10 protein-coding genes are annotated in these 12,576 nt (G+C 67.1%); 3 read left to right on the top strand and 7 right to left on the bottom strand.

All coding sequences use genetic code 11. The annotated features are described in order from the left end of the window. Positions 1 to 32: 32 nt before the first annotated feature. The 4 genes from ACTTAG_RS07540 to ACTTAG_RS07525 form a co-directional block, all read right to left on the bottom strand. Positions 33 to 596, bottom strand: coding sequence for a DUF924 family protein (locus ACTTAG_RS07540; protein ID WP_444464890.1), 564 nt, complete (start codon positions 594 to 596; stop codon positions 33 to 35). A gap of 138 nt (positions 597 to 734) precedes the next feature. Beyond that, positions 735 to 1,994 carry an MFS transporter gene (locus tag ACTTAG_RS07535; protein WP_444464889.1) on the bottom strand — a complete coding sequence of 420 codons (1,260 nt, stop codon included), beginning with the start codon at positions 1,992 to 1,994 and terminating at the stop codon, positions 735 to 737. Between the two features lie 24 nt (positions 1,995 to 2,018). Next, entirely contained in the window at positions 2,019 to 3,071 is a 1,053-nt protein-coding gene (gene queA / locus ACTTAG_RS07530) for a tRNA preQ1(34) S-adenosylmethionine ribosyltransferase-isomerase QueA (RefSeq protein WP_444464888.1), read from the bottom strand. Further along, positions 3,068 to 6,406 (bottom strand): AsmA-like C-terminal region-containing protein, encoded by a 3,339-nt coding sequence (locus ACTTAG_RS07525; protein ID WP_444464887.1) that lies wholly within the window; start codon positions 6,404 to 6,406, stop codon positions 3,068 to 3,070. The genes queA and ACTTAG_RS07525 overlap by 4 nt, the downstream gene beginning before the upstream one ends. Positions 6,407 to 6,487: 81 nt before the next feature. Here ACTTAG_RS07525 and ACTTAG_RS07520 point away from each other — a divergent pair, with 81 nt between their 5' ends. The 3 genes from ACTTAG_RS07520 to ACTTAG_RS07510 all read left to right on the top strand — a co-directional run bounded on the left by ACTTAG_RS07520 (position 6,488) and on the right by ACTTAG_RS07510 (position 8,972). Further along, complete coding sequence (locus tag ACTTAG_RS07520; protein WP_444464886.1) at positions 6,488 to 6,964, top strand: peroxiredoxin; 477 nt, start codon at positions 6,488 to 6,490, stop codon at positions 6,962 to 6,964. A 201-nt stretch (positions 6,965 to 7,165) separates the two neighbouring features. Then, positions 7,166 to 8,476, top strand: a complete 1,311-nt coding sequence (locus tag ACTTAG_RS07515) for a DUF5930 domain-containing protein (RefSeq protein WP_444464885.1) — start codon at positions 7,166 to 7,168, stop codon at positions 8,474 to 8,476. Further along, the gene (locus ACTTAG_RS07510; RefSeq protein WP_444464884.1) at positions 8,466 to 8,972 is read left to right on the top strand and encodes a bactofilin family protein; all 507 of its coding nucleotides are present in this window, start codon (positions 8,466 to 8,468) and stop codon (positions 8,970 to 8,972) included. The genes ACTTAG_RS07515 and ACTTAG_RS07510 overlap by 11 nt, the downstream gene beginning before the upstream one ends. 131 nt (positions 8,973 to 9,103) lie before the next feature. Here the strand turns inward: ACTTAG_RS07510 and ACTTAG_RS07505 are convergent, their stop codons facing one another. The 3 genes from ACTTAG_RS07505 to ACTTAG_RS07495 all read right to left on the bottom strand — a co-directional run bounded on the left by ACTTAG_RS07505 (position 9,104) and on the right by ACTTAG_RS07495 (position 12,523). Continuing rightward, entirely contained in the window at positions 9,104 to 9,658 is a 555-nt protein-coding gene (locus ACTTAG_RS07505) for an AAA family ATPase (protein WP_444464883.1), read from the bottom strand. Between the two features lie 4 nt (positions 9,659 to 9,662). Next, positions 9,663 to 10,790: a peptide chain release factor 2 gene (gene prfB, locus ACTTAG_RS07500; protein ID WP_444464882.1), complete on the bottom strand. Its 1,128-nt coding sequence runs from the start codon at positions 10,788 to 10,790 to the stop codon at positions 9,663 to 9,665. 89 nt (positions 10,791 to 10,879) lie between these two features. After that, positions 10,880 to 12,523 carry a long-chain fatty acid--CoA ligase gene (locus ACTTAG_RS07495; protein WP_444464881.1) on the bottom strand — a complete coding sequence of 548 codons (1,644 nt, stop codon included), beginning with the start codon at positions 12,521 to 12,523 and terminating at the stop codon, positions 10,880 to 10,882. Positions 12,524 to 12,576 lie beyond the last annotated feature (53 nt).

The following is a 12,576-nucleotide window of genomic DNA, read 5'->3' as shown; positions in this document are numbered from 1 at the left end:
AAAAGGGCGCGTTTGGGGATCTGTCGGCACGATCAGCGGGCGACGTGGGCCAGCATGCGCTCGTAGCCGCCCTGCCACAGGAAGACGGCCTCCTCGTCCGAGGAATAGCGGCCCACCAGTTCATTGCGCCACGGGAAGCGGCCGAAGCGCGCGATCACCGCACGGTGGGCTTTGGCATGCAGCAGATGTTCATCCGGCATCCGTTCGGCCGCCAGACGCACGCCGCGCTCCTGATCGGCGAGGCTCTCGGAATGCATGAACGGCACATAGAAGAACTGCCGCAAAGGATCGACGATTTCCATGTCGAAGCCGCGCTCGATCGCGGCATCGGCCACCTTGCGGGCCTGGGCATCGGTGGCAAAGGCCAGACGCTCGCCGCGGAACATGTTGCGCGGCATCTGATCGAACAGGATGCACAAAGCCAGCGCGCCCACCGCCGATTGCGCCCAGTCGTCACATTCGCCCTGACGGGCTTGCTCCCACAGATCAAGATAGCGGCTGCGGATCATGGCATCGAGGTCCGGGGTCGCGTTATACCAACGATCCGGCCCCACCTCGTCATGCCAGAAGGCGATCACTTCGGTGATCATATCCATGTGGTCCCCCTTTGGGTCAGGAACAGCCCCGTTAGCGTGCCAACTGGCCCGGGAATTGCAAGCAAAGCCCGCGCCGCCCCGGGATTGGTCCACAGCCCTGCCCCATTTTGCCCAAACAGGGGGCGCCTTGCCCGAAACTCAGGCGACGGGCGAAGGTTTTGCCGCGCCCCCCTCCCCGCCCGAGTCGAGCACCGCCTCGACCGCCAGCGCCGTGGCCGCGGGCGAGACGACGGCGAAGGCCGCCGGATGCGCGCCCTGCCGCCCCGGGGCGCGCAGGATGCGCCAGCCGGCATAAAGCGCGATCCCCGCCATCAGGATCGCGACATACAGGAAGAAACCGCCCGAGCCCGTCCGCTCCATCAGCCAGCCGGTGACGGGGGGGCCGGTGATCGCGCCCACGCCATTGACGAACAACAGCCCGCCCGAGGCGGCGGCCATGTCGGTATTGTCGAGATAGTCGTTCGTATAGGCGATGAGCAGGCCGTAAAGCGGGTTCGCCACGCCGCCGATCACCGCGGCCAGCGCCACAAGCGCCCAGAAGCCGGGGGAAAGCAGCGCCGCCGCCAGCATCGCGCCCGCGCCGATCACCGCCACCTGCAAGATCAGCTTGCGCCGGTCCATCCGGTCCGAGATCCAGCCGATCGGATATTGCGCGACAAGCCCGCCCAGATAGATCGCGCCGACGAAGATCGAGATTTCCCGCACCGAAAGCCCCGCCGCCGTGCCCCAGACCGAGACCATCCCGAAGAGCGCCGAAAACACCCCGCCCATCAGGAACATGGCGACGACGCCGAGCGGCGAGACGGCAAAGAGGCGGCGGAAATTCAGCCGCCGCACCTCGGCGAATTCGGGGGCGGGCGCGACCGACAAAAGGATCGGCGTGAAGGCCAGCGACACCAGAACCGAGGGGATGACGAAAAGCAGATACCCCCCCGGATCACCCACGTTCATCAAGGCCTGCCCCGAGATGATGCCGATCATCTGCACGATCATATAGGCCGAAAGCGCCTGCCCCCGCATCCGGTTCGACACCGAGGCATTCAGCCAGCTTTCGGCGGTGATATAGACGCCCGAAAAGGAAAAGCCGATCAGCACCCGCATCGCCGACCAGGCGATCCAGTCGGGCACGGCGGGATAAAGGATCAGCACCGCGGAAATCATCGAGCCGAGCGCCGCAAAGACCCGCACATGGCCCACCCGCGCGATCATCTGAGGGGTGAAATGCGAGCCCAGAAGAAAGCCCGCGAAATAGGCCGACATCACCACCGACATCTTGTAGGTGCCGATGCCCTCCAAAGCGCCGCGGATGCCCAGAAGCGTGCCCTGCATGCCGTTGCCGACCATGAGCAGCATCACGCCCAGAAGCAAAGGCCAGGTGGTGCGCAGGACGGACAGCATGGGATTACTCGCGGTTGGGGGACGTCACCCGGGTAGCAGAAGCGAGGCATCACCATAAGAGAAGAAGCGATAATTCTTCGTGAGCGCGTGATCGTAAATCGCCCGGATCCGGTCTTGCCCCATCAGCGCCGCAACCAGCATCAGAAGCGTCGATTTCGGCAGATGGAAATTCGTCATCAGCGCATCGGCGATGCGGAAGCGGTAGCCCGGATAGATGAAGATGTCGGTCGTCGCGGCAAAGGGGGCGATCACCCCCGGCCCGGTGGCGGCAGATTCGATCAGCCGCAGCGCCGTCGTGCCCACGGGAATCACCCGCCCGCCAGCAAGCTTCGTCGCGTTGATCTCGGCCGCGGCCTGTGGGGTCACCTCGCCCCATTCGGCATGCATCCTGTGCGTCGTCACATCCTCGACCTTGACGGGCAGGAAGGTTCCGGCGCCGACATGCAGCGTGACTTCCGTAAATTGAACGCCCTTTTCGCGCAGCTTTTCAAGAAGTTCCGGGGTGAAGTGCAGGCTGGCCGTGGGCGCGGCGACGGCGCCGGGCTTTTGCGCGAAGACGGTCTGGTAATCGGTCTTGTCCTGCTCGTCAGGCGCGCGCAAGGCCGCGATATAGGGGGGTAGCGGCATCGCCCCGGCCTCTGCCAGCGCCGCGTCGAAATCCGGGCCGGTCAGGTTGAAGCGCAGGCGCAGCTGACCCTCGGCAATCGCTTCGACGCGGGCCGACAGCGCCGGGGAAAAGACGATCTCCTCGCCTTCCTTCAGCTTGCGCAAGGGTTTGGCCAGCGCCATCCAGTCGCCCCCCGGCGCGGGTTCCAGCAGCGTCACCTCGACCCGGGCCACCACCTGCCCTTGCGCGCTTTGGCGCGTGCGCCTGCCCGAGAGCCGCGCCGGGATGACCTTGGTCGTGTTCAGCACCAGCCGGTCGCCCGGGCCCAGCAGGTCCGGCAGATCGGCCACGGTCAGATCGCGGATCGTGTCGGGCGTGGCCACCAGCAGCTTCGCCGCCGTGCGCGGACGGGCGGGACGGGTGGCGATCCGCCCCTCGGGCAGGTCGAAGTCGAAATCGGAAAGGTTCATTCTGTGACCAGTTGCGGCGGCGCGCGGCGGAAGATCTCGCGGAACATGCCGGGGGTAAAGATGGAAAGCGGGTTGATGGTGATGCGCGGCGCATCCGAGGTGCCGCGCATGCGATAGTTGAAACCGAAAAGCCCCTCGCCCTTGCGCGCGAAGATCTGCCCGATCGCATTGACCAGATAGAACGGCGTCACCACGCCCTGCATGTCGATAGCCTTGCTGTCGGGATAGTAATTGCCGCTCATCGTGACGCCCATCGAGGCGCCAACGGCCTGACCCGACGTGACCGACACCCCCTGCGGCGACAGATGGAACCGCCCCGCGACTTCGGTGAACAAGAGCCCCTCGCCGTTGAGCTGCTCCAGCAGCCCGATCACCGACGCGGCCGAGAGCATCGAGGCCAGCACCGGCGCATCCTTCACCCGCAGGTTCGAAATCGCCAGCCGCCCGTCGTAGCTTTTCGTCTCGACCGGCATCAGCGTCAGATCAAGCGTGCCGCCGCGGGCCTTGGAAAAGACGCCCGCCGCCGCCAGCGCCGCGCCCGCATCGGGCCCGGTGATCCGCACCGCCGTGCGCCCGTTCGGGGCCGAGAGGACCGCCCCCGTCACCTCGGGGCCGCCATTCACCCTGCCGCGGAAATCACCCGAAAAACCGCCCCGGGTGGTGAACTGCCCCGCCATCGGCGCGAGCGCGATCCCGCCCGAAACCGTCAGCCGGTCAAGCCGCGCCTCGATCCGGTTGCCCGCCCCGCCGCCACCGCCACCGCCGGCCGCCGCGCCACCGAAACCCGCCGCGCGCAGATCCAGCCAGCCCGAATGCACCGTCACATCGGGCACGCGGCCCTTGCCGCGGCCCAAAAGATCCACCGCGCCCGCAAACCATTTACCGATCGCAAGCTGGCTGAAGATCGCCTTTTCGAAACCCTTGTCGGAGAGCTGCAACCGTCCCTCGGCGCTCAGCCCCGGGGCGCTGGCCTTCAGGCTGTCGACACTGGCCACCGGGCCCAGATGGCCCGCAAGCTCGATCCGGCCCGGGGTCGGCGCCGCCTTCGACCAGCCGATTTCCGGCACCGAAAGCCGCAACCCCTTGAGATCGGAGGCAAAACGATAGGCGGGCGGCTGGCCCTTGTGCAGGTCGATGGCCAGAGAACCCCAGCCCTCGCCCGTCAGCGCGCCCTTGGGCAGGGCGATCTTCAGATGATCAAGCCCCGCGGGCGTGATCTCGACAAAGCCATCCACGCGCGAGATGCCGCGGGTTTCGGGCCCGAAACGCTGCGCCCAGCGGCCCTGAAACGGCACGATGTCGAAGCGCCCCGCCCCGGAAATCACCATGCCCGACGGGTCGGCGCTCAGCGTCAGCCGCGGCGCGGTGATCGTGTGGCCCGGCACGACCTTGTCCGACACGACATCGGTCAGCCGCGCCACCACGTCGAAATCGACATCCTCGGTCAGGATGCGCTTCTTCATCTGAAAGCGCAGCCGGGTGCGCGCCTCGGCCCAGCCGGTCGCGATGTCGGTGCCCTGCCCGGCTTTCGACAGGAAATGGAACGGCTCCTCGTCCAGAAGCGCCAGCGCCGCCGGAATGGGGGCGCGGGTGACCAGCTTCACCTCGGCGCGGGCGGGTTTTTCGCGGATGTCGGGAACGGTCATCACCGAATCCGCCACTTCGATCTGCCCGCCCGATGGGGCTTGAAGCGTCCCCTCCTCGACCATCAGCGTATGCTTGTTCTCGGTGATCCCGGCAAAGCCGCGGCCCTCGCGCACGGGGGGCAGCGTGCGCAGCACCTTCACCTCGGCGCCGCGGAATTCATAGCCCAGCTCCAGCCGCGGCGGCCTCTGCGGAACCAGCCGCAAGGCACTGCGCACATTGCGCAATTCGCCGGTGGCCACATTCTCGGCCAGCCATTCGCGGGTCGGTGGCACCAGCGCTTTCGGCCAAAGCGCCAGAAGATCGGCGCTGGAAATCGCCCCCACCGCGGCGTCAAAGGCCACCCGCCAGCCCTCGGGCGCGGCCAGAACCTGCCCGGTTGCGGAAATCCGGCGGCTGCCCTCGACCAGCTGCACCTGACCCAGATCGACGCGGAACGGATCGAGCCGGAGCCGCAGATCCAGCGCGCCTTGCGAAAACCGCGCCGGTTTTTCAAAAAGCCCCTCGGGGTCCGAGGCGATGTCGGACAATTCGACCTGCGCCAGCGCCTCGCGCGGCAGGCCCTTGTCGAAATCGCGCAGCCGCACCTGCCCCGTCGCCGCCAGCCGCAAGGCCCGGCTTTGCAGATCCAGCCGGGTGATCTCGACCACGCCGCTGCGCGGCTGATAGGCCAGCTTCAGATCGGCGGCCTCGAAAGGCACGGGTTTCACCCCCTCCGAGGGCTGCAAGGCCCCCGCCCCGATATGCAGGCTGGCATCCAGACGGCGCAGATCGCCCGTCTCGGTGATGCCCGAGCGCAGCGTGCCCGAAATCGGCGCCGCCAGCGTGCGCAAGACCGCCAGCGCGGGCGACTGGATCGCCAGATCGGCCGCGGGCATGCCGGTGACGGCGGCGCCGAATTCGGCCGCCCGGCTGTGCTTCGCGGTCGAGGCGGTCAGCGCCACCTGCGCGGGCAGCGTGTCATGTTCGCCCACGTCGAAGGCCAGCGTCAGCGCGATCGCCTCGGCGTTCTGGCTCAGGCGGAAGCGGCCCTCGGAGACCTCCCAGATCCGCTCGGCCCGTTCGTCGACGATGCGGATATGCAGATCCTCGGCCGAGACCTCGGTCACGCCCTGCAGCGCGGGGGTGGCAAACAGCGCCTCGATACTGTCGGTGACCTTCAGCGGATCGGTCAGATCCAGCTTGATCGCCCCCGCCCCGGCATTGCCCAGATCCAGATCAATGCGCCCGTCGGCACCGCGGTAAAGCGCGACCGAGGCGCCGCCGATCTGCAGCCTTTGCGGCAAAAGCCGCCCCTGCAGCAGTGCCTCGGGGCGCAGCCGGGTGCGCAATTCGGGCAGCACCGCCAGCGGCAGGCCCGAAGGCTGGGCGATCTGCACCATGCCCAGCCGGATCTCGGGGGCGAAGCCCGCCTCGATCCGCACCGAGGCCGCGCCCAGCCGCAGCACCATCCGCCCCGCCAGCGCCGCATTCGCCCGCGCCTCGATCCGGCTCAGCGCCATCTGCGGCACCGGCACCGGCAGATGCGTCAGCGCCAGGCCCGCCGTGACCAGCGCCAGCACGAAGACCGGCAGCGCCAGCACCAGCCAGATCCCGATCCGACGGCGCGGCAAAGCCGGCAGCGGCATCGAAGCCGCCACCCGCCCGCGGGTTCCGTCGCCGAGGCCTTCGCCCCCGTTCAGATCGTTCATCCTGCTTCTGCTCCCGCGCCCCTTTGACCGCGCGTTCTTCTGCCCTACTCTAGTTTACGCATCCGACAAGGAGGAACGCAAATGATCGCTATCGGCGAAAAGGCGCCCGATTTCACCCTTCCCGTCACCCGCACGGGCGACGAGACGGCGGAACTGACGCTGTCTGCCCTCGCACCGCGCAAGGTGGTGCTGTATTTCTACCCCAAGGACGACACCCCCGGCTGCACCACCGAGGCGCTGGATTTCACCCGGCTCGGCCCCGATTTCGACGCTGCGGGCGCGATCGTGGTGGGCATTTCCAAGGACAGCGCGAAATCGCATGCGAAATTCTGCGCCAAACATGCGCTTGGCATCGCGCTGGTCTCGGACGAGGCGGGCACGGTCTGCGACGCCTATGGCACCTGGGTCGAAAAGAACATGTATGGCCGCACCTCGATGGGGATCCAGCGCGCCACCTTCCTGATCGACGCGACGGGCACCGTGGCGCAGGTCTGGCCCAAGGTCTCGGTCAAGGGCCATGCCGAGGCGGTGCTGGCCGCGGTGCAGGCACTGGGCTGAGCCAGAGCCAACCCGCCACAACTGACCCGATGGGCGAGTTTCGGCAGGTTTTCGCCCAAAACCGCCCCCCGGCGCCGGGCCTGCGGCGGGCCGGGGGGAAATCGGTTGCGCCGCGGGCAGGACGCTTGCTAAGTCCGGCAAGGACCCGGCCCGCCCCGGGGCGTAAAGACCGGGCCCTGCCCGCAAGACAGGAAAACCGCCTTGCCCAGACGGATACTCGACCGCACCAATGCGGTGCTCGACCGATGGCTGCCCGAACAACGGCTGTTTCTGAAATCCGAAGATGCCACGCGCTTCGTGCGGATGAAGCCGCTGACCCAGGCGATGACGCTTGCGGCGGTGTCGGTGCTGTTCCTGTGGTCGGTGATCGCCACCTCGCTTCTGTTCATCGACCAGATTTCCTCGGGCGGCGCGCGCGAGCAATCGGCGATTGCCCGGGCGCAGTTCGAAGCGCGTCTGGACAGTCTCTCGCAAGAACGCGATGCCCGTGCGGCCGAGGCGCTGGCGGCGCAAAAACGCTTTCAACTGGCGCTGGATCAGGTGTCGCGGATGCAGTCGCAGCTGCTGCAATCCGAAGAACGCCGCCGCGAGCTGGAAACCGGCATCAACGTGATTCAGACCACGCTGAAGCGCACCATGGCCGAACGCGACACCGCCCGGGCGGAGCTGGACCAAAGCCGCGGCGCGGGCGGCGCGGCGGCGCTGCGCCAGCGCGTGGGCGAGATGGACGGCACCGTCGATCTTCTGGCCGCGGCGCTCGATCAGACCGCGCATCAGCGCGACCGTGCCGCCCGCGCGGCCGACAGCGCCCGCGCCGAGGCCGATCAGGCGCTGCAGGAACGCCGCCTGATCGAGGAACGCAACGCCGAAATCTTCGACACGCTGGAAGGCGCGGTGACGATCTCGATGGAGCCGCTCGACCGGATGTTCCGCAAATCGGGCATGGACCCGGATGCGATCCTGCGCGAAATCCGCCGCGGCTATTCCGGCACCGGCGGGCCGCTTCTGTCGGCGGCGATCTCGACCAAGGGCGTCATCGACGACGGCGCCGACATCGCCCGCGCCAAGGGCATCCTGCAGCAGCTTGACGAGATGAACATGTATCGCATCGCCGTCGATCAGCTGCCCTTCGCCATTCCGCTGCGGGGCGGCTACCGCTTCACCTCGCCCTTTGGCTGGCGCTGGGGGCGGCTGCATGCGGGCATCGACCTTGCCGGGCCGGTGGGGATGGATGTGCACGCCCCCGCCGATGGCGTGGTGACCGATGCGGGCTGGGAAAACGGCTATGGCCAGGTGATCAAGCTGCGCCACAAGTTCGGCGTCTCGACCGTCTATGGCCATCTGTCCAAAATCCGCGTGAAGGTCGGGCAAAAGGTGTCGCGCGGGGATCTAATTGGTGATACAGGCAATACCGGACGGTCCACGGGACCGCATCTGCACTATGAAATCCGGGTCGGTGGCGCCCCCATCAACCCGATGACCTTCATCAAGGCGGCTCAGGATGTTTTCTAAAAGCAAGATCCACGAACCCGGCCCGAAAGCGGCCTCCGAACCCGACAAGAAGCCCGAGGCGACGACCGCCCCGCCCCGCAGCCTGGGGGATTTCGTGCCGACCGCGCCGCGGGCCAAGGCGGCCGCCTCGGTGCTCTCGGCCGATCTGACGGTGACCGGCAACATCAAGACCACGGGCGACGTTCAGGTGGAAGGCATCGTCGAAGGCGATATCCGCGCGCATCTGCTGACCGTGGGCGAAAGCGCCACGATCAAGGGCGAGATCGTCGCCGATGACGTCGTCGTGCATGGCCGCGTCGTCGGCCGGGTGCGCGGGCTGAAAGTGCGCCTGACCTCGACCGCGCGGGTCGAAGGCGACATCATCCACAAGACGATCGCGATTGAATCGGGCGCGCATTTCGAGGGCTCGGTGCAGCGGCAGGATGACCCGCTGCAAGGCGCGAATGCGCCCAAGCTGATGGCCCCCACGCCGGACATGCCCTATACGGGCAAGTAAGTCTTTCCCGGGAACGGGACGAAAGGGCGGCGCAAGCCGCCCTTTTCCTTTGGCGTTGCGATCCCTTGATGAACAAGGCCGGGGCTCCGCCCCGGACCCCGGGATATTTGAACCAAGGTGAAAGGGCAGGATCAGAGCGCTTCGAGACGGGCCAGGGTCTTGGCCAGCAGATCGTCCAGCGGCATCGAGCCCGACAGTTCCAGCACCGGCTCGGGGCGGCCCGACAGCCAGCTGCGGTGCCGCGTCAGCGACCGGCCCGAGAAATAGGGATCGTCATAGCTGGCCGCCCATTTCAGGAATTGCGCATGGGCATGATCCATGTCGCCGCCCGGGCGGATGCGGGCGCCGAATTTCTCGGCCTCGCGGCGGCGGATGCGGGCCAGCCGCACCGGCGCCGGGGCGGTCAGAAAGACGATCAGCCCGGCCCCGGCAATCGCCGGATCGCCCCAGCCGTCGCAAGACCCCGCCAGCACCCAGCCGCCATCACGCCCCTGCCCCAGTTGCGCCGCCGAAATCAGCGCCAGCCGCTCGGCCACCGGGCGCTTTTGCGTGAAGGGCTGCGCCGTCGGCGCCCAGTAGAAATCGTCGGTGTCCAGAAAGGGCAGATCGAGTTCGGCCGCCAGCGCGCGGCCAAGGGTAGAGGTGCCGGACCCGGCGGCGCCGGTGATGTAGACCCGTGCCGCCACCGGCTCAATCGTCCGAATTCGCGTCGGCGCGCGACTTGCCCGCCACATCCATCGCCAGCGTCGCCGCCATGAACGCATCCAGATCGCCGTCCAGAACCCCCTGCGTGTCCGAGGTTTCATGCCCGGTGCGCAGGTCTTTCACCATCTGATAGGGCTGCAGCACGTAAGACCGGATCTGGTTGCCCCAGCCCGCCTCGCCCTTGGCCTCGTGCTGGGCGTTGATCGCGGCGTTGCGCTTGTCGAGCTCCATCTGGTAAAGCCGCGCCCTGAGCGCGTTCATCGCCGCTTCGCGGTTCTGGTGCTGCGATTTCATCGAGCTTGTCACCACGATATTCGTCGGCAAGTGTGTGATCCGCACCGCCGAGTCGGTGGTGTTGACGTGCTGCCCGCCCGCGCCCGAGGAGCGATAGGTGTCGATGCGGATGTCCGACGCCGGAATGTCGATCTCGATATTGTCGTCAACGACCGGATAGACCCAGACCGAGCTGAAGGAGGTATGCCGCCGCGCCGCAGAGTCATAGGGCGAGATCCGCACGAGGCGATGCACGCCCGATTCCGATTTCAGCCAGCCATAGGCGTTCTGCCCGGAGATCTTGTAGGCGACCGAACGGATCCCCGCCTCGTCGCCCGCGGTTTCCGATTGCAACTCGACCGTGTAGCCCTTCTTTTCCGCCCAGCGGGTATACATCCGCGCCAGCATCGAGGCCCAGTCGCAGCTTTCCGTGCCGCCCGCGCCCGCGTTGATCTCAAGGAAGGTGTCGTTGCCATCGGCCTCGCCATCCAGAAGCGCTTCCAACTCCTTGGCCGCGGCCAGTTCCTTCAGCGCGCGGAGCGATTTTTCGGCCTCGGCAACGATTTCCGGATCGTCCTCCATCTCGCCCAGCTCGATCAGCTCGATATTGTCGGTCAGATCGCGGTCGATGCGGCGATAGGTTTCCAGCTTGTCCATCAGCATCTGCCGCTCGCGCATCAGCTTTTGCGCGCGGGCCGGGTCGGACCACAGATCGCCATGCTCGATCATGGCGTTGAATTCTTCCAGCCGGTGCGGCGCGGTTTCAAGGTCCATGCGCTGGCCAAGCAGGCGCAGCGTCTTGCGGACCGCTTCCACGATATTGAGCATTTCGGCGCGCATGGCACTGTCCTTTCGCGGGGTTGGCCGGGTCATACAATCCCCGCGCGTCCCGGGCAAGGGGGGCGGGTGCGCAGACCCGCCCCGATCGCTCAGACCGGCTCGGCTTCCGCCGTCTCGGGCATCAGCACCTCGCCGTAAAGCTCGCGCAGCCGCGCCTTGACCACCTTGCCGGTGGCGCCCAAGGGCAGGTTGTCGATGAAGAGCACCCGGTCCGGGATCTGCCAGTTCGGCACCTTGCCCTTGTAGCAGGCGAGGATCTCGTCTTCCGTCACTTCCATCCGCAGATGGCGCTGCACGATCACCACCGGGCGTTCGTCCCATTTCGGATGGCGCGCCGCAATCGCCGCGGCATTGGCCACCGCGGGATGCGCGATGGCGATGTTTTCCAGCTCGACCGTGGAAATCCACTCGCCGCCCGATTTGATGATGTCCTTCGACCGATCCCGGATCACCATGTAGCCGTCGGCGTCGATCGTCGCGATGTCGCCGGTGTCGAACCAGCCGTCGAAGGTCAGCGCCGAGCGGTCCTTGTTGTAATAGGTGTCGACGATCCAGTGGCCGCGGATCTGCAATTCGCCCTGCGTCACGCCGTCATGCGGCAGCACATGGCCCGCACTGTCGACCAGACGCAGCTGCACGCCATAGGGCGGACGCCCCTGCGCCAGACGGCGTTCGGCCTGCGCCTCGGGCGGCAGATCGAGGTGCTTTTGCAAGAGCTGGTTCACCGTGCCCAAGGGGCTCGTTTCCGTCATCCCCCACAGATGCACCAGATCGACGCCATGCTTGTCGCGGAATTCCGCAATCATCGAGGGCGGCAGCGCCGTGCCCCCCACCATCGCGCGCTTCAGGCAAGACACATCGGCCCCGGTCGCCTCCAGCCCCTGCAAGAGCCCCAGCCAGACCGTCGGCACGCCCAGCGCAAGGCTCACCTTCTCGGCCGCGATCAGCCGCGCCAGGCTTTCGCCATCGAGCTTCGGACCCGGCAGCACCAGCTTCGCCCCCACCGCGGCGGCGATATAGGGAATGCCCCAGGCGTTGACATGGAACATCGGCACCGCGGGCATCACCGTGTCACGCGCCGAGAGCGCCAGCCCGTCGGGCGAATTGCCCGCCAAAGTGTGCAGCAGCGTCGAGCGGTGGGTGTAAAGCACGCCCTTCGGGTGCCCGGTCGTGCCGGAGGTGTAGCACAGCGACGAAGGCTCGGTTTCCGCGATCTGCGGCCATTTGTGCCCGGCATCGCCCGTCGCGATCAGCTCGTCATAGAACTGCAGCCCGTCCAGTTGCGCGGCCAATGCCTCGTCGCGCGCGCCCATCATCACCACCATCTTCACCGTCGGCATCTGGTCGATCAGACCGGCAATGGTGGGCACAAAGCCGCGGTCGATGAACAGCACCCGGTCGCGGGCGTCGTTGACGATATAGACCAGCTGCTCGGCCGCAAGGCGCGGGTTCAGCGTGTGGCAGACCATGCCGCCGCCCGAGACGCCGAAATAAATCTCCAGATGCCGCCGCGTGTTCCAGGCGATGGTGCCGCAGCGGTCGCCCGGCATCACCCCGTGCATCTCCAGCGCCGAGGCCAGACGGCGGGCATTGCCGATCACCGCGCCCCAGCTGGTATGGCTCACCTCGCCCGTGGTCTCGACCGAGACCACCTCGGTCGCGCCGTGAAACCGCTCCACATGATCGGCCAGCGAGCCGATCACCAGCGGCAGGTGCATCATCGAATTCTGCATCGGTTCCTCCCTCGATACGGACCCGGCGGCGGTCCCCTTGCGGGCCGCGCGCG

The organism is Rhodobacter capsulatus, from assembly GCF_052363185.1.
In the GTDB taxonomy this organism is placed as follows: Bacteria; Pseudomonadota; Alphaproteobacteria; order Rhodobacterales; family Rhodobacteraceae; genus Rhodobacter; species Rhodobacter capsulatus_E.
The sequence above is the reverse complement of the archived record's forward strand: the minus strand, read 5'-3'. Positions and strand labels throughout refer to the sequence as shown.

Bases quoted from the DNA above. Each gene is read 5' to 3' on its own strand.
- ACTTAG_RS07495 (WP_444464881.1), bottom strand. From the start codon at position 12,523: ATGCAGAATTCGATGATGCACCTGCCGCTGGTGATCGGCTCGCTGGCC.
- ACTTAG_RS07540 (WP_444464890.1), bottom strand. From the start codon at position 596: ATGGATATGATCACCGAAGTGATCGCCTTCTGGCATGACGAGGTGGGG.
- queA (WP_444464888.1), bottom strand. From the start codon at position 3,071: ATGAACCTTTCCGATTTCGACTTCGACCTGCCCGAGGGGCGGATCGCC.
- ACTTAG_RS07510 (WP_444464884.1), top strand. From the start codon at position 8,466: ATGTTTTCTAAAAGCAAGATCCACGAACCCGGCCCGAAAGCGGCCTCC.
- ACTTAG_RS07525 (WP_444464887.1), bottom strand. From the start codon at position 6,406: ATGAACGATCTGAACGGGGGCGAAGGCCTCGGCGACGGAACCCGCGGG.
- ACTTAG_RS07535 (WP_444464889.1), bottom strand. From the start codon at position 1,994: ATGCTGTCCGTCCTGCGCACCACCTGGCCTTTGCTTCTGGGCGTGATG.
- ACTTAG_RS07520 (WP_444464886.1), top strand. From the start codon at position 6,488: ATGATCGCTATCGGCGAAAAGGCGCCCGATTTCACCCTTCCCGTCACC.
- prfB (WP_444464882.1), bottom strand. From the start codon at position 10,790: ATGCGCGCCGAAATGCTCAATATCGTGGAAGCGGTCCGCAAGACGCTG.